General features: G+C 47.2%; 28 protein-coding genes. 11 read left to right on the plus strand and 17 right to left on the minus strand.

Annotated features, from left to right (window positions below; translation table 11 throughout):
* Positions 1–12 precede the first annotated feature (12 nt).
* From BST96_RS07705 to BST96_RS07720, 4 genes are all read left to right on the plus strand, one after another.
* Positions 13–987, plus strand: coding sequence for a quinone oxidoreductase family protein (locus BST96_RS07705; RefSeq protein WP_085758145.1), 975 nt, complete (start codon positions 13–15; stop codon positions 985–987).
* A gap of 157 nt (positions 988–1144) precedes the next feature.
* A complete protein-coding gene (locus BST96_RS07710) occupies positions 1145–1351 on the plus strand; it encodes a hypothetical protein (RefSeq protein ID WP_085758146.1) in 207 nt (68 codons plus the stop codon).
* Between the two features lie 126 nt (positions 1352–1477).
* Positions 1478–2098, plus strand: coding sequence for a hypothetical protein (locus BST96_RS07715; protein WP_085758147.1), 621 nt, complete (start codon positions 1478–1480; stop codon positions 2096–2098).
* 95 nt (positions 2099–2193) lie between these two features.
* Positions 2194–3237 (plus strand): NADP(H)-dependent aldo-keto reductase, encoded by a 1044-nt coding sequence (locus BST96_RS07720; protein ID WP_085758148.1) that lies wholly within the window; start codon positions 2194–2196, stop codon positions 3235–3237.
* 242 nt (positions 3238–3479) lie between these two features.
* On the opposite strand, the gene BST96_RS07725 is transcribed toward BST96_RS07720, so the two are convergent.
* A complete protein-coding gene (locus BST96_RS07725; protein ID WP_085758149.1) occupies positions 3480–4454 on the minus strand; it encodes a hypothetical protein in 975 nt (324 codons plus the stop codon).
* Between the two features lie 62 nt (positions 4455–4516).
* Positions 4517–5326, minus strand: coding sequence for an SDR family oxidoreductase (locus BST96_RS07730; RefSeq protein WP_085758150.1), 810 nt, complete (start codon positions 5324–5326; stop codon positions 4517–4519).
* A 107-nt stretch (positions 5327–5433) separates the two neighbouring features.
* On the opposite strand from BST96_RS07730, the gene BST96_RS21265 reads away from it, so the two are divergent.
* Positions 5434–5991, plus strand: a complete 558-nt coding sequence (locus BST96_RS21265) for a Sir2 family NAD-dependent protein deacetylase (protein WP_276206928.1) — start codon at positions 5434–5436, stop codon at positions 5989–5991.
* Positions 5991–6260, plus strand: coding sequence for a Sir2 family NAD-dependent protein deacetylase (locus BST96_RS21270; protein WP_276206929.1), 270 nt, complete (start codon positions 5991–5993; stop codon positions 6258–6260). The genes BST96_RS21265 and BST96_RS21270 overlap by 1 nt, the downstream gene beginning before the upstream one ends.
* 120 nt (positions 6261–6380) lie before the next feature.
* On the opposite strand, the gene BST96_RS07740 is transcribed toward BST96_RS21270, so the two are convergent.
* From BST96_RS07740 to BST96_RS07780, 9 genes are all read right to left on the minus strand, one after another.
* On the minus strand, positions 6381–6824 hold the full coding sequence (locus tag BST96_RS07740) for a YtoQ family protein (protein ID WP_085758151.1): 444 nt from the start codon (positions 6822–6824) through the stop codon (positions 6381–6383).
* 56 nt (positions 6825–6880) lie between these two features.
* Positions 6881–7519: a hypothetical protein gene (locus BST96_RS07745; protein WP_085758152.1), complete on the minus strand. Its 639-nt coding sequence runs from the start codon at positions 7517–7519 to the stop codon at positions 6881–6883.
* Between the two features lie 35 nt (positions 7520–7554).
* A complete protein-coding gene (locus BST96_RS07750; protein ID WP_085758153.1) occupies positions 7555–7860 on the minus strand; it encodes a hypothetical protein in 306 nt (101 codons plus the stop codon).
* 37 nt (positions 7861–7897) lie between these two features.
* Positions 7898–8299, minus strand: a complete 402-nt coding sequence (locus BST96_RS07755; protein ID WP_085758154.1) for a DUF3127 domain-containing protein — start codon at positions 8297–8299, stop codon at positions 7898–7900.
* A gap of 123 nt (positions 8300–8422) precedes the next feature.
* Complete coding sequence (locus BST96_RS07760) at positions 8423–8800, minus strand: hypothetical protein (RefSeq protein ID WP_085758155.1); 378 nt, start codon at positions 8798–8800, stop codon at positions 8423–8425.
* Between the two features lie 122 nt (positions 8801–8922).
* Positions 8923–9429, minus strand: coding sequence for a P-loop nucleotide/nucleoside kinase family protein (locus BST96_RS07765; protein WP_085758156.1), 507 nt, complete (start codon positions 9427–9429; stop codon positions 8923–8925).
* A 72-nt stretch (positions 9430–9501) separates the two neighbouring features.
* Entirely contained in the window at positions 9502–9867 is a 366-nt protein-coding gene (locus tag BST96_RS07770) for a DUF3703 domain-containing protein (RefSeq protein WP_085758157.1), read from the minus strand.
* Positions 9868–9891: 24 nt separating this feature from the next.
* A complete protein-coding gene (locus BST96_RS07775; protein WP_157117896.1) occupies positions 9892–10335 on the minus strand; it encodes a hypothetical protein in 444 nt (147 codons plus the stop codon).
* A 77-nt stretch (positions 10336–10412) separates the two neighbouring features.
* Positions 10413–10676 carry a hypothetical protein gene (locus BST96_RS07780; RefSeq protein WP_085758159.1) on the minus strand — a complete coding sequence of 88 codons (264 nt, stop codon included), beginning with the start codon at positions 10674–10676 and terminating at the stop codon, positions 10413–10415.
* 223 nt (positions 10677–10899) lie between these two features.
* Between BST96_RS07780 and BST96_RS07785 the strand changes: the two genes are divergently transcribed.
* Positions 10900–12210 (plus strand): pyridoxal phosphate-dependent aminotransferase, encoded by a 1311-nt coding sequence (locus BST96_RS07785; RefSeq protein ID WP_206045423.1) that lies wholly within the window; start codon positions 10900–10902, stop codon positions 12208–12210.
* Positions 12211–12327: 117 nt separating this feature from the next.
* On the opposite strand, the gene BST96_RS07790 is transcribed toward BST96_RS07785, so the two are convergent.
* The 6 genes from BST96_RS07790 to glyQ form a co-directional block, all read right to left on the minus strand.
* Entirely contained in the window at positions 12328–12645 is a 318-nt protein-coding gene (locus BST96_RS07790) for a CcdB family protein (RefSeq protein ID WP_085758160.1), read from the minus strand.
* Complete coding sequence (locus BST96_RS07795) at positions 12645–12890, minus strand: type II toxin-antitoxin system CcdA family antitoxin (protein ID WP_085758161.1); 246 nt, start codon at positions 12888–12890, stop codon at positions 12645–12647. Before BST96_RS07795 ends, BST96_RS07790 begins: the two co-directional genes overlap by 1 nt.
* Positions 12891–12954: 64 nt before the next feature.
* A complete protein-coding gene (locus tag BST96_RS07800) occupies positions 12955–13680 on the minus strand; it encodes a lysophospholipid acyltransferase family protein (RefSeq protein WP_240554916.1) in 726 nt (241 codons plus the stop codon).
* Positions 13677–14228 carry a D-glycero-beta-D-manno-heptose 1,7-bisphosphate 7-phosphatase gene (gene gmhB / locus BST96_RS07805; RefSeq protein ID WP_085758163.1) on the minus strand — a complete coding sequence of 184 codons (552 nt, stop codon included), beginning with the start codon at positions 14226–14228 and terminating at the stop codon, positions 13677–13679. The genes BST96_RS07800 and gmhB overlap by 4 nt, the downstream gene beginning before the upstream one ends.
* 8 nt (positions 14229–14236) lie before the next feature.
* A complete protein-coding gene (gene glyS, locus BST96_RS07810) occupies positions 14237–16312 on the minus strand; it encodes a glycine--tRNA ligase subunit beta (RefSeq protein WP_206045424.1) in 2076 nt (691 codons plus the stop codon).
* Positions 16312–17268: a glycine--tRNA ligase subunit alpha gene (gene glyQ, locus BST96_RS07815; protein ID WP_085758165.1), complete on the minus strand. Its 957-nt coding sequence runs from the start codon at positions 17266–17268 to the stop codon at positions 16312–16314. Before glyQ ends, glyS begins: the two co-directional genes overlap by 1 nt.
* 183 nt (positions 17269–17451) lie before the next feature.
* On the opposite strand from glyQ, the gene BST96_RS07820 reads away from it, so the two are divergent.
* Genes BST96_RS07820 through BST96_RS07835 form a run of 4 tightly spaced genes read left to right on the plus strand, consistent with a single transcriptional unit; the run spans position 17452 to position 20462 of the window.
* The gene (locus BST96_RS07820) at positions 17452–18348 is read left to right on the plus strand and encodes a lysophospholipid acyltransferase family protein (RefSeq protein ID WP_085758166.1); all 897 of its coding nucleotides are present in this window, start codon (positions 17452–17454) and stop codon (positions 18346–18348) included.
* A gap of 12 nt (positions 18349–18360) precedes the next feature.
* The gene (locus BST96_RS07825) at positions 18361–19257 is read left to right on the plus strand and encodes an alpha/beta hydrolase (RefSeq protein WP_085758167.1); all 897 of its coding nucleotides are present in this window, start codon (positions 18361–18363) and stop codon (positions 19255–19257) included.
* 18 nt (positions 19258–19275) lie between these two features.
* Positions 19276–20073, plus strand: a complete 798-nt coding sequence (gene djlA / locus BST96_RS07830) for a co-chaperone DjlA (protein ID WP_085758168.1) — start codon at positions 19276–19278, stop codon at positions 20071–20073.
* Positions 20074–20075: 2 nt separating this feature from the next.
* On the plus strand, positions 20076–20462 hold the full coding sequence (locus tag BST96_RS07835; RefSeq protein WP_085758169.1) for a rhodanese-like domain-containing protein: 387 nt from the start codon (positions 20076–20078) through the stop codon (positions 20460–20462).
* Positions 20463–20521 lie beyond the last annotated feature (59 nt).

The raw sequence follows: 20521 nt of genomic DNA on the forward strand, positions 1-20521 counted from the left end.
GAGAACAAGCTTATGAGTAAAGCCATCGTTATTAGCCAGCCCGGTGATTCTTCCGCCATGCAATGGCAGGATATTGAACTAGCCCCTTTAGGTGCTAACCAAGCACGTATTAAACACACGGTTGTGGGTTTTAATATGATTGATACCTATATGCGCAAAGGCTTATATCCCGTCGAACTACCGGCGGTACTTGGTGTTGAAGGTGTGGGTGTGGTTGAAGCTATTGGGGCGGATGTCAGCCATATCGCTGTTGGCGATCGAGTGGCCTATATGACCCGTGAGCCCGGTGCCTATGCTGAGCAACGCAATGTTGATGCGATGCGATTAGTGAGTATTCCCGATGGTATTAGTGATGAGGTTGCAGCGGCGTCTTTTCTAAAAGGTTTAACCGTGTGGGCATTATTAACCGAGAGCTATAGCGTTAAAGCCGGTGACAACGTTTTAATCTATGCCGCCGCCGGTGGTGTGGGTTCTTTAATGTGCCAGTGGGCCAAAGCGCTAGGTGCCAGAGTCATCGGTGTGGTTGGCTCCGGGGCAAAAGTGGCCCTGGCCAAACAGTATGGCTGTGATGAAGTAATTAACCGTAACGAGCAGGATATTCTCGCCACAGTAAAAACGCTGACTAACGATGAAGGTGTGCAAGTGGTCTATGACTCTTTGGGTGCCGCGACCTTTGAAACCTCGCTGGATTGCATTGCCCCATTAGGTTCTATGGTGTCCTTTGGTAATGCCACCGGAGCTGTGCCGCCCTTTAATATCCTGGGCCTGGCGGCCAGAGGTTCGCTGAAGCTGGTTCGCCCACAGGTTTTTGCCTATGTGGAAAAACGTGAGCATCTGGAAAGAGGGGCCGCCGCCCTCTTCGATATGATTCAGCGTGAAAAGATGCGTGTGGAAATCAGCCAGCGTATTCCTATGCCGGAGGCTGCAAAAGCCCATGATACTGTGGAGTCTGGTAATACCACAGGCGCCACAGTATTAGTGCTTTAAGCTAAGGCCTTAAAGATTGTCATATTACTGCAACATCCAAAGCTTACTGTTGACCGTAACATAGTTAAGTTTATAGCTAAGTTCATAGTTTTAAGTTCAGGGCGAAGTTCAGGTTCATCGCCAGGGTACAACGAACTAACAACGGCTGGAGGATGATATGCAGTATTCTATTAGTGAATGGGATGATGGTTCAGCATCGCTTATTGCAGAAGATGGCTATGTGTTGGCAACCTTTGATAATACCGACGAAGCTATTCTTGCTTGTATTAAAGACTGCCGCGTGGCACCGCTATTTATCGAGCAACATCATAGTTATTTAGCGGCTTCCCCCATGGACTGGGAATCTCAATATTTGGCGGCCTAAACCGTAGGGTGGATTATATCCACCAAACGTACCCGCAGACATGGTGGATTATAATCCACCCTACGATTGACCTGCTCTGGTTAAAGCATTCTAATACCTTTCTTACAATTCGTTAGGGAGCCCCTTATGTTGGATGCCAAAAAACTGAAAGCCCTGGAAGGCGACTTTCTTATGCAATACCCACAAGGTTTTGCTGACCCGGAGATGGTCAAAATTGGCAAGAAGCATAACGTGGGTAAATTGACGGAACAAACAAAGCAGTTCTTTAGCAAGCAAGCCTGTTCCAATGTGCATGTCACGGCAGAGAATATGATTAAGGTGGTTAGTCGTTCTTCTATGGTCTCCATGTTTGAAAAACCAAAGTTTAGGGACTTTGTTAGATCCATGGATGAAAATGAAAAAGCGTTTATGGTGAATGCGCTGAGCCAAATGTTGCACGGCAAACAGCAACTGGGCTTTGAAGCCTTTGTGGAGATCTTAAGAACCCAAAAACTCGCCAAATGGAGCTTGGTAACCATTATCCCCTCCTACTATAAACCCACCAAAGATGTATTTGTAAAACCTACCACTGCCAAAGGTATTCTGAAGCATTTTGAGATTGAGGACCCGGTGTATAAACCCGCCCCCACCTGGGACTTTTATAAAAAATACCGCAAGATGATTAACGAGGCGAAGAAAAACGTCGATAAAAACCTGTCTCCTTCCAATGCGGCCTTTTCAGGCTTTTTAATGATGACCGTGCGCTAGCCAACGCAGAGCATTTGTCATCCACAGATTAAATCCATATAGTGGCCTGTCGCGTAAGAGGCGATTAGAGTCATTATTTTAATAAAGAGGTCGAAATGAGATTTCGGAAACTTGGAAATACCGATATAGATGTTAGTGTTATTTGTTTGGGTAGTATGACCTGGGGTGAGCAAAATACGCCCGAACAAGCTGCAGAGCAGCTGGATTATGCCATTGATCAGGGTGTTAACTTTATTGATGTTGCCGAGCTATACCCCGTGGCCCCCAAAGCTGAAACACAGGGCCTTTCAGAAGATTATATTGGTCGCTGGCTAGCGAAAACCGGCAAGCGTGACCAGGTCATATTGGCCACCAAGGTAACCGGCCGTGGCGATGCCAACCCCGGTACCTCCCATATCCGCGGCGGCCCCCGTCTAAGCCGCGAGCAAATTCATCAGGCCATTGATGGCTCCCTAAAACGTCTGCAAACCGACTATGTTGATCTATACCAGATACATTGGCCCGAGCGTAAAACCAATTTCTTTGGTGAGCTGGGTTATAAGCATGGCGGTGACGATGGTGTCAGTATTGAAGAAACCCTGTCTGCCCTGGGTGAATTGGTTGACCAGGGTAAGGTGCGTCATATTGGTATCTCTAACGAAACCCCTTGGGGGATGATGGAATATTTACGTTTGGCCAAAGAAAAAAACCTGCCACGGGTGGCCAGTATTCAAAATCCTTATAACTTTCTTTGCCGAACCTTTGATATCGGCCTGGCTGAAATGACCATGCGTGAAAAGGTCAGCCTATTGGCCTATTCACCCTTAGCCTTCGGTGTATTGAGTGGAAAATATATCGGCGGTAAAAAACCGGTGGGTTCACGCATGGAGTTATTTCAGCGCTTTACCCGTTATGGCAATCAATATGCAGAAGCCGCCACGGAAGCTTATGTTGAGCTGGCCAATAAGCACGGTCTGGAAGCTGACCAAATGGCGCTGTCATTTGTGAATGATCGCGAGTTTATGACCAGTAATATTATTGGTGCGACCACGATGGAGCAGCTGAAAAGAAATATCGCCAGTGTTGATATAACACTAAGTGAAGAGGTTCTGGAGGAGATAGAAGCGATACATCACAAGTACCGTATGCCCTCCCCTTAACGATAACAGCTGTCGTTCCCGTGCAAGCTAGGGCCGTCCGGGAAATAGCTTACGGCGGGTGGATTGGCGGGTGGATTGTATCTACTGTTTATGGCCGGGCTTGGTGGATTGTAATCCACCCTACTATGTTCGGGCGTTGGTGGGGTGTTGAAACGTTTTAGTGGCTTAAACGCCGACGTTACAATACTCTTTCCCGGGCCGCCCCAGGCCATCGCGGCAAAGACGGTGTTATTGAGGAGTCTTTAGATATTAATCACCACTGCACACACCGCCCAACAGGCAGCAAACATAAAGACATTGTCAAAAGTGTGCGGTGATTTGGCTTCAATAATTGTCATTAATGGCGGCATCACCACCAATAAAATTAAAAACTGTGTACCTGTCAATACGTTATAGTTAATCAATACGCCCATCGCTGTCGCAATAAAGACCGTTGCACTACCTACATAGGAGCGAGTGAACTTACGTTTGGTAAAGAGTGCTACCACTTGATACTTTTTCTTGCCGTAAATTTTCCCAAGCGGTTCTGCCAGTCCATCACCCAAGCCATTGGCAAAAGCAGAAATTAAATACAGCGACCAAAGACCTTCCGCAACAAAGTACTGCGTCATAGGCACTTGCAAAGCACCAATGGCTAACATTTGTAACATAAACCACAGCAATGTATAGGGTCTGTCTTCCGGACGGTCAAAAGCGCGCACCGTATAATAGAACGGTTTGAAGCGTCGTCTAATAGGCTGCACTAATAAAGTGTAGGGGATAATCAGTGCAAAAAGCGCATTCCACACCACAGAAATATACCAGGCGCGATAAAGCTCCCCTTCGGGTATCGAGTCGGGCACAACAAATAAGGGCAGGAAAAACACAAACAAAATATGGCCAAACTTTCGAGTAAAGGCGACATTAACGCCCCATTTCTCTACCGCTAGACCAAACAACATATAAACAAAAAATGTCAGTGGTATTTGCCTCAATACCCGCATCCATACTTCTTGCTCGGGCAATGCTAGCAGGGCTTGGGTTGCGGGGTTGGAACTTACTATGCCGATGGCCGTACCCAGAGCAGCGGCTATACACCAGATTGCTAAAATCCATAAGGTCCATTTTTCTTCTTTTTGCCAGGGGCCGTTATAGGGGTCAGGCTCGCTGGGGGGGAGGCCTAACCAGAGCTTTTTGGGCGCTGCTACCGGAGCATCAGTATGAGTCGTTGAGGTCATAATCGATTTCTTATTGTATTTATTATTGTCTTTAGCTGGGGAGTATACCCAGGCTGCATCATTTACCAGGGCAAAATGGTGCCGTCATACTGTAAAAATGAGCCGCTGGTTTTGATCGTTAGCCCATCAATATTGCTAATCATCTGGCGGGTGGCCAGTTCGGTACTGCGTAATTTTGCGCCCCGTTCTTTCATGGCCTTCATCATATCGGTATCGGTGGGGCCCGGATTGACCATGCCAATAATAATTCCGCGCTTTTTAAACTTTAGTGAATAGTCCTTTGCCAAGGAATACATCATCATATTAGACGCTGTTTTACTGGCGCGATAAAAATAGCCGGAGCCAAAGGTTTTTTCAATCGATCCCATGGAGCTGGACACGGTGATAATTTTTTTCTGCTCACTGGATTCCACCTGGTTAATAAACGCTTCCGTCATTTTAAGCGGTGCTAAGGCATTAACCTGCATTACCTTATTAAAGACGGCATAATCGATTTCTCCAAACACCTGTGTCTCTGGTGGGTTGCCGGTAATGCCGGCATTGTTAATCAGGATATCAATGGCCTGGTCTTTATATTTTTCCGCCAGGGCATCGATGGCGGCAAAGTCAGTTACATCCAGCTGTTCAATAAAAATATTCTGGGCGCCGTGTTTAGATTGTAAATCCTTGAGTGCCGTCGCTTTTTCTGGCTTGCGGGCGGTAGCAATAACAGTATAGCCACGTTCGGCATATTGCTTGGCAAACTCTAAACCGATTCCGCGATTGGCGCCGGTGATCAGTACGGTGGTTGTGGCATAAGTCGCCTGAGCAAAAAGGGCCAGGCAGAGTATAACGATAGCGGAGAGAGTGACCCCCGAGTTTGCTGTGCGCATGCCTTACTCCTTAATCCATTGCAAAGTCTGTAGTATAGATCAGTAATTGGCCTGTGGTCTGCCCAAGGCTGCACCGCGTATCAATTAAAACACCTTAGGAACTTATAGTGTCCCATCAATGGCAGCAGGCCCTTACTGATTTTACCGATCAATATCCTAAGCTTATGGCGGTTACCGGGGCAGGTATTAGCGCCGGATCGGGTATACCCACTTACCGGGATGATAAAGGTCATTGGCAAAGCCGCGAACCTATCCAGCATCAAGCCTTTATTACTGACCCTTTTCAGCGCCAACGGTATTGGTCACGCAGCGCTGTGGGTTGGCCTTATATGGGTAGGGCCAAACCCAATAATGCCCATCATGCCCTGGCGGCATTGGAACAGGCCGGCGCTATCTCACAGGTGGTGACCCAAAATGTTGACCGCCTGCACCAACAGGCCGGCCATCAGCGGGTAATAGACCTGCATGGTCGTATTGATCAGGTGGTCTGTCTGGACTGCCAGCAAACCGAGCCCCGCAATAAGTTACAAATACGGTTAATAGAAACCAACCCCCTACTGGCGGATATTGAGGCCACCTTAAGGCCCGATGGTGATGCGGATGTCAGCGACCAACTGATTAAGGATATTCAACCCCCGCCTGTCTGGCCTGTGGTGGCGTGCTGATGCCTGATGTGGTTTTCTTTGGCGGTGTCATTCCCAAGCCACGCCAGCAGGCGGCGATGCAAGCGCTGGAGGATGCAGAGGCATTGGTTGTGGTGGGTTCTTCACTGGTGGTCTTTTCCGGCTTTCGTTTTTGCAAGCTGGCCAGTCAGTCGAATAAACCGATACTGATTATCAACCGCGGTAAAACCCGGGCGGATGATTTAGCCACCGTAAAAATCGACCAGGATTGTGCTGAAGTGTTAGCGTATTGGGTGGAGAGCCTCAGCTAATGGGCGTTAATTGGGTAATGGGCAATCAGGGTATCGATACTACGCCCCATTATCCCCCGACCATTAAACCCTTGGCTCTTTCACTATTACAGGGTGGTATCGCGGTTGCTGCTTGCTTAATCAGCTTTTATTTATAATATAAGTTAATAGCTCTACCACTTGTTCCGGGCTTGTTGCCCAGGCCAAGGCTGCGGCATCGACTTCTTTAAGGGGGTGGATAATATCGTCATTATGCAGTGTGATATAGGGCGTACCCAGGGCGGCGCAATAACCGGCATCAAAGGCGGCATTCCACTGCTTGTATTTATCACCGAAGCGAATAATCGCTATATCACATTGCTCAATTAAATTTTTCGTTCTGATGGCATTAACCTTGGCGGATTTATGGTCGCGCCAAAAATGGTTGTCTTCAGGGCCCAGCACATCCCCTGCGGCATCGCTGGCTTCGTGGTCAGTTACCGCGGAACTAAAGTTAACGGCGAGATTATTGGCCTCACAGCCCTGAATAATTTGCTGTCTCCAGTCAGTGTGGATTTCGCCGGAGAGATAGATCGCCCATTCCATAATGATGCACCTTGATTAAAACGGTTAGTGTAAAGTTATCGCCGAATAAAATCTAATCACGATGGGTTATCAGGCAGGGGCTTGCGGACCATGAGATAACAGGTGGCACCCAATACCGGGACCATTACATACAGCCAAAACAGGCCGTTGACAGGCATTTGGCGTCGGCGCATATCGTCAGCCAAAATGGCTGCAAAGGCGAAGGCGAACAGGAAAAAATCTATTGTCATCACATTAACAAAAAAATTGACCTGCCAGGTTGCGCTATAAGCAGCAAAACTACCCTCCGACAGCCCATAAACCCACAGGGCAAGGGTTGAAGCCAGCAATAACAGGGCAAGGATTTTAGATTCCGCAAAGCGCACCAGAGGTGTTTTTTTAGCGATATGACCAGCCTGATCGCGCCGGGCAAACAGATAGAGATACAGTGCTGAATTGCCTAATACCATAGAGCTAAAGGCAAATGGCCAGGCTTTTAGCTTACCCTGATTATCCTGCACCAACATAGCAACCATAATTAGCGGCCAAACCCCGAGCAGGTTAAACACCATAAAGACCATAGGGTCGACTAACTCGGTATTGTTATCCATCACCGCGACAATAAAGTCCATCATGGGGCTGTTATCTTCCGGCGAGAAAAAGAACACATGTACCCAGCCAACTACCCACAGTACCGCTAACAGTATTTTTTTCATTAAGGTTGACCCAATTTTATTATTGGTTTTAAGGTTTATAAACGTTCAGCAGCAAAGACGGTATTAAAATAGAGCGCGCCGCGCTGGATAAAGATAGTCACGTCTGCACCGGCTTTGCAGTCAGCCACACTGGCAATAATATAGTTGCCGGTTTGGTCTTCGATGGTGGCATGGGAGAGCGGCTCAGTACTACTGCCACGGAGCACCTCACATTTTTTTATCTGACCAGATAGTGTGTTGCGTACTTCCCCACTTTTACTATAAGAGAGAAAGGCAAACAGACTGAGCAGTATTAGGGCGATGGCGATCAGCCAGCTGAGTTTGAATAAGCTTGAAGCCATTTACCGAGCAGCCTGTACAATGATTGAAGTGATTGAATTAAAACGGAATATCGTCATCAAAATTATCGATGGGTGCCGTCTGGTCAAACGTCGCTGGGGGTGGTGTCTGGTCAAAAACGCCTGCGCCCGCATCGGCATTGGCCCCTTCAATGCGCCAGGCCTGTAGGCTGGTAAAGCATTTTTCCGGGCCGCCATTGCCAGACCAGAGGCGGCCAGAGAAGTTAAAGTGGGCGGTGATTTCATCGCCAATATTATAACTATCCATCAACGCGCATTTGTCCTTAATCAGCTCCATCGCAATATAGTTGGGGTAGCGTTCGTTCTCGCCCTCGCCGGTGAGTTTGACCACAAATTCCCGTTTGGTGAAGCCATTCTGGCCGTATTCGGTGGTTTGGCCAATGGAGTGTATCTGTCCCTGAAGTTCAAAGCTTTTTGACATGGTGCTGCCCTTATCTAATTTATCTGATGCTGCTTGGTGAATATCGGTTAATGTAACGAAGGGTCTATAGTGGCATATTTTAATTGTGCTGTTAATGAGGCTTCACTGTTTAATTTCAGCGGTTTAATGTTTACTCAGCCATTGTCTGGCCTCTTCTTCGTTACTAAATAGCTCAATATCCCAGGCTGTTTCATCAGCAAGAAATTTATAAAAAGCCGATAGGGCTACGCCATTGTCGGTAGCGTCCACAACAACGGCATTTTTGATCGCTGGATTAGACTTGGCCTGCGCAATAGCAATGGCAGAGATGATTTCTACATCTTTTTCTGTGTACAGGTTTTCAACAATTTCCGAGCCATCAAGGAGGATGGCCTTTAAACCGTCAAAGCGTTCATCGCTACCAAAAGTCTCTTGTGATTGGCGAGCTTCAGACCCATTGATAGTGCCGCTATATTTTACATAGAGGGTATGGTTCTCTTCCCAGACGATGTTTATGGGCATTTTGCAGCTCCTTTAAACCTAAGATGTTATTGATAGGCAGCTTAGTGCTTAGTTTGACCCTGGTGTGGCGCATATAAAAACACCATATCCGTTTTTTCAGTGGAACCCAAATATACTGGTGACTATTCACGGATATAGGCTAATGCCTTTGTCAAATTATCTTCCACGCTATCGACAGAATCAAGAATTAGGCGGCTTTCCGAAAAGGGTTGGTACGCCTTTTTAATATTTTGAATATCATTCCACTTCAGCTCATACCACCCTTCAATCTCTCTAACTCTGGTATCAATTCTCATTCTGTGTAGCGTGTCATCAGAGCAGATACATTCAATATATTTTATACGCTGATTGACAAGGTTAGGCCAGAACCTTAAGACTCTTTCAGAGGAGGCTATACAATCTAAAATAACAGACCTGCCGTGGTGTATTTCACTCAGAGCCAGCTCTGACATAATTTTGTAGCCTACGCCATTGAGGTTATCTCGATTAGAGATACCAGACCGTAGAACGGCGGCCTCAATGTTATCTTTGTTGAAATAGGCTGCTCTGATTTTTTTGGATAACAACGTTGCCAGAGTCGTTTTCCCTGTTCCTGGAATTCCGCCAATAATGACTATGTTTGCTGCCATAATTATTAGCTTCTACGCCTGTAACGTGTAGCTATTGAAGTTAATGGGGTCAGAGCTCTTTGGTTCGTTTTATTATGCATTTTCTTTTGCCTTGGCTATGATTTCAGCTTGCTCTGGTTTGATAGGCATTGGGGTAATCGGACTGACATTACTACCACCCGTATTACCAACGGGAACACCTTTAATTGAAGTTAGCAACGCTGCCCCAATTATCCGAATTACCTGGCCAAAAACCTCTTTAGAATTACCCTGCTTTAACCCCCATAGCAACATTAGATAATGTACTTTTACATGCCAATAGGTAGATTCCTGACCTAATATATGGGCATTTTCGAGGTGCATAAAAGCCTTAGCTGGATCACCTAAACGCAAAGTCTCTTCTGATTTTGCTAGCTCTTCAGTTATATACGGGGCTATATTTTTGGCGAATTTGCTCATTGATTTCCCGTGATATGAAACGCCTCAAGAACCGACGCGGTTGACCGCGCCCTTCTTACTGAAGTTGTTATCTATTGGCTCATGCCGAGCCACAAATAGTACGAAGTATATGATGATTGCATCAACCAGTAGGTGTGGGCCGATATGCATATACCAATCACCTGAGTCCAACCGGTTACGTACTGCATGGAATATGCTTAATGTAGAAACATCCTTGGGGGCTTCATAACAGTCGGCAAACATGACTACTATAATATCATGAAGCGCAGACGTAGTTCGATATAGGCCTGAAATGTTAAATATCATAAATATAACTACAGCAACCACTACCCCTACTCGCTTAGGTAGCGGCCATGATGAATCTCTCGCAAAGACCCAACCTACGACACCAGACATGCCCGCCACATAGAACTGCCAAAATGTAACTATTTCGGAATTCAATTTATATGCAATATCGAGATCGGTCATAGATACAAATAACTCTTTGTTCAGCGAAAATTTGTTATACCAAATTAAAGGGGGCAGGGCCCTTTGATTCAGCCCGGTTATAAGTTGCACTCATTTTTCAAACTCAATTTTCCCCTGCTAAGGGTAAATAATTTATAGCCCCCCCAAACTATAATGACAGCGCCAGTTCCGAGCATTATATTGACTACAGTCCCGTCATTTAATAGTGGATGAAAAGCATTACCATTAGCTACAAATTTTGCGTATAAACCGAGGCCAACCAGTATTGACCCTAGTGCATCAATAAGGGCGACTCTTGTGATTTCTTTGCCAATCGCTTTAATTCTTTCTTCAGTATTCATCGATTCTCCATATAGCCTGACCTTGCTAGCTGTATATTCAGGCTTAAAACTTGTTGTTTCGTTGGCCCATGCCGCTTTTCCCTGGCCCGCTACTTATTATCAAATAGACTTATCTTTACTAAGACACTTTCATCACTAAAACCCCCACCTCAGTAGGGAAAAAATCTGCCAGTGTCAGAATAAAGATTATTCTGAGGGGGTGAGTTTTACAGGGCTCTTCTCTGTGGAGCATCGCGAGTTATCACCCAGATTAAAGTTATTTAAACGCCCTATCACCGCGTATTTAGCCTTGTTACAATCCGGTTTATTGATGGTTAATAACGATAACGAGCTTTTTATGCAACTGGCCAAACAACTCTCCAAACTGGGTACCGAAACCGCTTTTGCTGTCTCCGCTGCGGCTGCCGACTGGGCAGCTAAAGGGAATAAGGTTTACCCTTTTCATTTGGGCGATATCAATATCGCCACGCCGGAAAATATTGTTGAGGCAACGATTAAGGCCATCGGTGATGGCTATACCGGTTATTGCCCCGGTGGCGGTGTGGCCGAGCTGCGTGATGCGATTGCCAGAGATGTGGGTAGCAAGCGTGGCCTGAGTTATAGCACGGAGAATGTTTCCATTCAGCCCGGCGGCAAGCCGGTGATCGGCAAATTTATTGCCACGGTAATGGATGCCGGTGATGAGGTGCTCTACCCCAACCCTGGTTATCCGATTTATGAATCACAGATAGAGTATCAAGGTGGTACTGCGGTCGCCTATGGGTATATTGAAACGGATACCGGTTTTGAGTTGGATATGGATGCGCTTAAGGCATCGATTACGCCTAAAACCAAGGCACTGATTTATAACAATTATCAAAACCCTAATGGTGCCCAGTCCTCCCGTGCAGAAATGGAGGCGTTGGCAGAGTTAGCGATTAAGCATGATCTTTGGGTCTTGGCTGATGATGCCTATTACGAAGTGCAATACAGTGGCGAGCCTATGTCCATTGCCAACTTACCGGGCATGCAGGAGCGCACCATTATTCTATATACCTGCTCCAAGCGCTTTGCCATGACCGGCTGGCGTTTGGGTGCTGCGATTGGCCCGGTGGCGGCGATTGAAATTATTAATAAGCTTAATACCAATGCTGAGTCCTGTACCCCGCATTTTATTCAGCGCGGAATGGTTGAAGCGATTGAAGGCTCTACTTCCGGGCCAGATCATATTTTGAATGTCTTGCGTGATCGTCGTGATGCTTGTATCGCGGGCTTAAATGCGATTGACGGTATTAACGTCGCTACCCCCGATAGCACTTTTTATGTTTTCCCCAATGTTACCGCTATTATGCAGCGTAAAGGTTTAACGGATGTTAACCAGTTAATGACTGAAGCCTTACATCAAACCAGCGTATCGTTTTGTACTCGTAAGCATTTTGGCAGGCCGTTGGCAGGTGAAAAGAATGACTATATTCGCTTTGCGTATTCCGGGATTGAAGTGGCGGATATTAATGAGGGTATGGCAAAGTTGAAAACGTATTTTGAAAGCCCGTAGGGTGGATTGTAGTCCACCGGCTTTTAATTGCTCTGGGTATGGTTTTGGTGGATTGTAATCCACCCTACGCTTTCTAGTTTCGTTTATCCATCTGCTGAGCCCCAGAACGTTGGGAAATCAGATTCCCGTTATAGCAAAATCGATGGCTGAAATAATTTCTTCTCTAAAGTGGCTGAGAGACCCTATCGGTTGTTTTAACAGCTTGGTCGGCATAGAGGCTATCTGTGGAGTAAGTAATAGATAAGGCTCCTCAAGGTAGCTAATTTCAGGGGTAGGCCCCCGCATGTTTTCTTGCCTGAAGTCTTTTAGCCTGCCGAGGGGGATAACAATACGCGTAGATATATTAGCTATGAGTGGGCTTTGAATATCAATTATATAAGGATATGCATTGCGAGTTTTAGAGCTGGGGTTGGTATAAACATCAAACTGAGCCATTAGAACGTCCTGTATTCATCTCCGAAGCATCCATGTTCTTCTACAAAGTCATTATACGCTTTTATCGCATTTTTATTCTCGCTGGCCCATTGCTGTGATTTGGTTTGGGCTAGTTTCTCTTGTAATGCCTGTTCCAGAGTTGCCGAGAGGTTGATATTTAGAGCTTTTGACTTTTTTAGTAAGTCACTGTTTAAACTGAGGTTTGTGGCTTTTTTGGGGGCCTTATAATCATATAAAGGGTCCATGTGAATCGCCTCAAGAGTAAGATAGAGACCATTATGCGCATAGCAATGCGCATTGTAAAGCAGGCTAGGCTCGCTTATCCATTTTTTCAACCTCAGCCTCAATCCACTGCCTGGCTTGTTCAGTAATCTCCCGGCTATCATTATCCACCGATGAAATCGGCTTGCCGATTTTTACGGTAATGGTACCGGGGTATTTTAAAAAGCCACCAGAAGGCCAAAACTCACCGCCATTATGCGCAATAGGCACCGCTGGAACGCCAGAGGCAACGGCAATATTGGCACCACCTCTGGCATATTTTACTTCTGCACCGGCTTTATTACGTGTTCCTTCAGGAAAGATTAGCACTGAAATATTATCAGCTACCCGGGCTTTACCTTTTTCAAGCGTTTGTTTTAGCGCTTGCTTGGGACTACCCCGATCAATCGCAATAGGATCAGTTAGGCGCAAGCCCCAGCCAAAAAATGGCAGGTTTAATAATTCCCGTTTAAGCACAATAGACACCGGTGCCAGAAATTGCTGTAAAAAATAGGTTTCCCAGGAGCTTTGGTGCTTGGCTAAAGCCACATAGGGTGTGGCCGGTAAATTTTCCGCGCCGATCACTTCTACTTTTAAACCACAGGTACACCGCAGCCAAAAAATTACAAAGCGGTTCCAGCACAATACATAGCTGCTGCGAATGGAATAAGGGAGAAAACTAAATAATAAAATACCCGTGGTGCTAAACCAGATAATGGTTAAGGCAAAACCCAGATAAAATAATAGCGCGCGCAACGCGAGTAGTATTATCATGATTGAATAATAGCGTTAGCGGCGGCGGCCAGATTGTTATAGACCGCCAGATTATGAAAGTCGGGTTTTTGCTCGGCGATAATCTTTTGCAGAGTTTTTTGACCTTTGCCAGTTTTTACCAAAAGTGGAATACAGCCTTTTTCAAGCCCAGCTTCCAAATCACGCAGTGAGTCACCAATAGTGATAGCGCCTTTGGCAGAAGTGTTGAACTGTTGTTCAATTTGAGTAATAAGACCGGCTTTAGGCTTGCGGCAATCACAGCCATCATCAGGGTGGTGTGGGCAATACACCACCGCAGCAATCTCGCCACCTGCGGCCTTCACCATGGTATGCATTTTTTTATGCATAGCTTCAAGGTCGGACTCTTGAAACAAACCTCGGCCTAAACCCGATTGATTGGTAGTGACAACGACAGTAAAGCCCGCTTTAGATAAACGGGCAATCGCAGCAATGCTGCCTTCAATAGGTATCCACTCATCAGCGTTTTTAACGAAGGCATCAGAATCTTCGTTAATCACTCCATCCCTGTCGAGAATAATTAGCTTCACAGTCGTATCTATTTCGCCGGTACCAGTAATGAAATATCTGCCACTTCTAAAAATAAACCTCTTAGCTGTTTTAACAGCGCCAGACGGTTATTTTTCAGGGCTTCGTCGTCAACCATTACCATCACATCTTCAAAGAAGGCATCGACAGGTTCGCGAAGGTCCGCCAGATTGGCTAAGGCTTCTTTATATTGGCGCTGCTGGAATAAGGGCTCAACCACGGCGGCTTTGCTCTGTACCAACTCGGCCAATGTTTTCTCAGCGGCATCGGCTAACAGGCTATGATCAACAGCACCAATAAGCGATTCGTTATCCAGCTTGGCGAGTATATTGGAGACTCGCTTATTCGCCGCGGCCAGAGCCTGAGCTTCGGCCAATTGGCTAAAGCTGTGTACAGCTTGTACTCGCTGGTTAATATCTAGCGGCTGCGATAAACCTTTAGCCGATACAGCAAGGAAAACCTCAGCAGAAATATGTTCTTCTTCGTACCAGGCACGGAAGCGTTCGATCATATAAGCCAAGACGGTATCTACCAAACCCTCACCCGCTGGTAAGTCGCCATGTTGCTGCTGGGCCTGTTGTAATAAGTCACGCAGATCAACATCTAATTGTTTTTCAACAATAATTCTTAGTACACCAACCGTCGCACGGCGTAGGGCAAAGGGATCTTTTGAGCCGGTGGGCGGCTGCCCTATACCAAAAATACCAACGATGGTATCAAGACGGTCCGCCAGTGCGACAGCAGAGCCCGTTAAGCTCTCTGGCAATGTATCACCGGCGAATTTGGGCAGGTACTGATCTTTGATGGCATTGGCCACTTCTTCTGGCTCACCATCAGCCAGCGCATAATAGCAACCGGCAATACCCTGCATCTTATCGAACTCCAATACCATATCGGAAACCAGGTCGGCTTTGCTTAACTCGGCAGCGCGGCTGGCATAGTCGGCATTGCTACCAATAGTATTGGCAATCGCGGCGGCCAGTGACATCACCCGTTGGGTTTTATCGTAGATGGTGCCTAGCTTGGCTTGAAATACCACATTTTTAAGCTTTTCCAGGCGGGTTTCCAGTTTGACCTTTTTATCGGTCTCATAGAAAAACACCGCATCACTTAAGCGTGGGCGAATCACTCGCTCATTGCCACTGATCACTTGTGCCGGGTCGTTACTCACAATATTGGACACAGTAATAAAGTGAGGCAGTAAGTCGCCGTCTTTATTTTCTACATGAAAGTATTTCTGGTGCTCCTTCATCGAAGAGATCAGGGCTTCAGCAGGGACTTCCAAAAAGCGTTCTTCAAAGCTACCGGTTAAAGCCACAGGCCATTCAACCAAACCTGTTACTTCGTCCAGTAAGTCATCACCAATAACGGCCACACCACCGACCTTTTCACCTTCGGCTGTTACCTGCGTGCGGATCATATCGCGGCGTTTTTCAAAGCTGGGAATAATATGGCCACTGGTTTCAAGCAGTGAGGCATAAGCGGCGGGGTTGGCAACTTCCAGAGTCGTGTCACAATGGAAGCGATGGCCGCGGGTGATATTGCCCGATTTAAAACCCAGAATTTCACACTCAATCACTTGCTCATCCAGCATCATAACAATCCACTGCGCAGGGCGAACAAATTCTGTGCGGCTGGCTCCCCAACGCATACGTTTGGGGATAGGCAGCTTATCCAGCGCGTTTTGTACAATCGCCGGTAACAGCTCAGTAGCGGCTTTACCTGCTTTAGTCGAGCGGTAAACTAATTTGTCAGCCTTGCCATCGTTTTCAAGCTGCACATCATCAATGCTAATGCCATTCTTTTTGGCAAAGGCTTCGGCCGCTTTAGTTGGTTTGCCTTCATCATCAAAAGCAATTTTCTTTGGCGGGCCCCAGGCAACAATATCTTTTTCCGGGGTTTGGGTATCGATGCCTGAAATGACTACAGCCAAACGGCGAGGAGTAGCGTAGCTTTCTATAGTGGCAAAGTTTAGTTCTTCAGCGCTAACCCCGTTTTTTACTTGCTCAGTAAAACTGGTAGATAGTTTTAACAAGGCAGTCGGCGGTAATTCTTCGGTACCAATCTCAACTAAAAAATCAGACATTATGCTTCCTCCCCTATTGCAGCTAATACTTCGTTGCGCAAATGCTCCGGCGCAAGGGGGAAACCCAGATTCTTACGGGCATCAAAATAAGCTTGAGCCACTCCGCGAGCCAAAGTACGAACGCGTAAAATAAAGCGTTGACGTTCCGTAACAGAGATAGCGTGGCGGGCATCTAATAAATTAAACGAGTGCGAGGCTTTCATAACCATTTCATAAGCGGGTAAGGGCAGGCCTTTTTCGATCAGGCGCTGGCTTTCCGCTTCGCAGTGGTCAAAGTGTTTAAACAGTTGCTCAACATCGGCTTCTTCAAAGTTAAAGGTCGACATCTCTACTTCGTTTTGGTGGAACACATCGCCATAAGTCACGATACCTTCAGGGCCTTCGGTCCACACTAAATCATAAATACTATCAACGCCCTGTAAGTACATGGCGATACGCTCAAGACCGTAAGTAATTTCACCGGTAACGGGGTAGCACTCAAGGCCACCCACTTGCTGGAAGTAGGTAAACTGAGTGACTTCCATACCATTGAGCCAAACTTCCCAGCCCAGGCCCCAGGCGCCCAGAGTGGGAGACTCCCAGTTATCTTCAACAAAACGGATATCGTGGGTTAAAGGGTCTATACCCAAAGCGCGCAATGAATCCAGATACAGCTCCTGAATATTGGCGGGGTTGGGCTTCATCACGACCTGATACTGGTAGTAGTGCTGCAAACGGTTGGGGTTTTCACCATAGCGGCCATCGGTGGGGCGGCGACAGGGCTGCACATAAGCGGCATTCCAGGTTTCAGGGCCAATGGCGCGCAGGAAGGTGCCGGGGTGAAAGGTGCCCGCCCCTACTTCCATATCCAATGGCTGCAAAATCACACAGCCCTGGGCTGCCCAATATTGCTGTAAAGCGAGGATCAAGCCCTGAAAGGTCTTGGTATCTGGTGGTGTTGCGGCTTGTGTGGTCACAATTTGGCTCTTTCTATATTTATAGTGTTGGTGTTGCCACCGTCAGTGATGGCAAAGCCGGACATTATACAGGCAGTTGGGCCTAAGGTTCTATTGCCAGAGGGTGTGAAAATTCGGTAATTAGCGTTCCTGAAGGGCCGGGAAACCGGTATGATTTCAATCCCTTAGTTCGGTTTGCCCACAATGACAACAATCACCACCTTTGCGCTTATCGCTTTGTTCCAATTACTGTCGCTGCTACCTATTCGCTTATTGCGGTGTTTTGGCGCGCTGGTGGGCCGTTTTTTATGGCTTTCGGGTGGCCGAGCCCGCCAGGTGACGGAGGAGAATCTGGCGATCTGCTACCCGGATATGCCCCCGGCCGAGCGCGTTAAGCTGGCGCAGAGCAGCCTGCAACATCTGGCCATGACAGCTTTAGAGCTGGCACCCGTCTGGCAGCGCCCGGTGGCCGATGTAATGGCTACGGTAGTCGAGGTGGAGGGTTTGGCGGAGTTTCGGCAGGCTTTGGCGGCGGATAAAGGCTTGATTATTCTTGCCCCCCATATTGGCTCATGGGAAGTAGTTGGTCTGTATCTGGCGGAACAGGCTCAAATCAGCAGTATGTACCAGCCCCCCGACAATGAAGCCATACAGCAGTTAATTCTTAAAGCCCGCAGCCGCAATGGCGCCAATCTGGTGCCCACCGATACCAGTGGCGTTAAGGCCCTGTTACAGGCCCTGAAAAAGGGCGAAATGATCGGGGTTTTGCCTGATCAGGTGCCGCCCTTGGAAGGCGGCGGTTTTGCTCCCTTTTTTGGAGTGCCCGCATTAACCACAACCCTGATTAAAAAATTAGCGAAACGGACCGGCGCCACCGTGATGACCGCCTCAGCCCTAAGAGTTGAACATAGCGGTAAATTCCGTCTGGTATTTGCCGAGGTATCGGAGGATGTGGCCGCCGCCGATGAGCTGCTGGCACTGACGGTGCTCAATCAAAGCGTTGAACAGTGTGTGGCACTGGCTCCCGAGCAATATCAATGGGAATACAAGCGTTTTAAAAAGCAGCCTGGCGGCGAAAGAAAGTATTACCAAAATAAATAACAAGGGTGTGTTATGAGTTGGCAATCAACGGTATTTAATCTGATCTTCAGGCTGCAAAAGCGCACGCTAAGAAAGAGTAGCTATGAGCAGGCACAAACCAAGCTCAATAAATTGGTGGCCAAGGTTGAGCTACCGGCCAGCACAGAACATCGACTTGAAGCGCTTAATGGCGTTGACTGTGAATGGGTGATTGCGGAGCCTGCCAGGGCTAGCGAGCAGATTATTCTGTATTTTCATGGCGGTGCCTTTATGGTGGGCTCACCGCCGGTAACTCACCGCCATTTAGCGGCGCAATTATCGGAGCAGTCAGGCATGAAGGTGTTGTTAGTGGACTACCGGCTGACACCGGAGCACAGCTTCCCCGCCCCGGTTGACGATGGTATTGCCGTCTACCAGTGGTTATTAGCCAATGGTTACGATGCCGGGCAAATAGCCTTTGCCGGTGATTCTGCCGGAGCCAACTTACTCTTAGCGGTAATACTGGATGCCAGAGATCAGAATATACCCCTACCCGCGTTGGCAATCTGTTTATCCCCCTGGGCGGATTTAACCCATATGGGCAATAGTATTGATAGCAATAAACACCGTGACCCGCTTTTGCCGGTTAACTTTTTAGCTGCGGCTGCCAAAGTGTACGGCAAGGGTCACAATCTGGCTGAGCCAAAAATCTCACCAGTATTTGCTGATTTTAGTGGCTTCCCCCCGCTATTGGTTTATGCCGGTACTACCGAAATTTTATTAAACGATGCCGAACGTATTGTCGCGGCGGCCAGCGCCAAAGGCGTTAAGGTGGAATCAAAGTATTGGCATAAGCAGGCACATGCTTTCCCCATCCTGACCCAGTATGTGCCTGAGGCCCGTCAAGCGGTTGCCGGTATGGTTACATTTATTCGTGCAACAATGCAGTAAGCAGTTGGAGACCTTATAGTGATTTTTGGAAAATTAATTGGTGGCCTAATCGGCTTTTTTTCCGGCGGCATTTTTGGCGCTATTATTGGCCTGTTTGCCGGCCACTTTTTTGATAAAGGTATTGGCCAGGCGATGGGTTTTGACTACGGCGCTGACCGAGCCAAATTACAGCGCCTGTTTTTTGAAACCACTTTTACCATTATGGGGCATTTGGCCAAAGCCGATGGCCGCATTAGCGAACAGGAAATTCAACAAGCCGAAGTATTAATGGAGCGTCTGGGCTTAACCCCTGAGCACCGTAAAGAAGCGATTAATTTATTTAAACAGGGCTCCCACAGTAATTTTCAATTAGAGCCGATAATTTCTACCTTTATTAACGAAGGTGGCCGACGACATAACCTGCCAATTTTATTGCTGGAATTCTTATTTAGCATTGCTATGGCTGATGGTGAAATGCACCAGGCGGAAAAAGAGATACTGGCAAAAACCGCTGGTTATCTGGGTATAGGCAGCCGCCAGTTTGAACAACTGTTGGCGATGTTAACCGCTCAGCAAAATTTCCACGGTGGCGGCTATCAACAACAGGGCCGCCAGCAAACATCAGCCAATGATTTAGACAATGCCTACAAAGCGCTGGGTGTTAGCAGCAGTGCCAGCGATAAAGAGATTAAAAAAGTATACCGAAAACTGATGAGTCAGCACCACCCTGATAAACTGATTGCCCAGGGGGTGCCAGAAGATATGATGAAAGTTGCCACCGAAAAAGCCCAGGAAATTCAGGCGGCTTATGATTTGATTAAAGAGGCGAGGAAATAACGATGAATACACTGCTGACTTATCTACTGGCTTTATCGTTACTATTGCTTGCCGCCTGCACCCATGCAGAAAAGGCAGCGACGATTAGTCAGCAGGAACTGGTAACCCGTATGGCGGACCAATCCACTCCCACTATTATCGATGTGCGCACCGCGGAAGAGTTTCAGCAAGGCCATGTGCCCGGCGCTATTCATGTGCCCTATGATAATTATAAAAATGCCCTGCAAGCGCTTGGCTTAAAGGCTGCGGATGAGGTGGTGGTTTATTGTGAAAAAGGTGGCCGGGCTAAAAAGGTAGAACATTATCTGGAACAACAGGGCTTTGGAGAGGTGCGTCACTTAGAGGGTGATATGAGTGCTTGGCGTAGCGCCTCTTTACCGGTTGAATAACCCCGTTACTGATGGCTAATTATTAAAACAAGCTAAGAGGCTGCTATGCCAGCAATAAT

It is taken from the genome of Oceanicoccus sagamiensis (genome assembly GCF_002117105.1).
Taxonomy (GTDB): domain Bacteria; phylum Pseudomonadota; class Gammaproteobacteria; order Pseudomonadales; family Dasaniaceae; genus Oceanicoccus; species Oceanicoccus sagamiensis.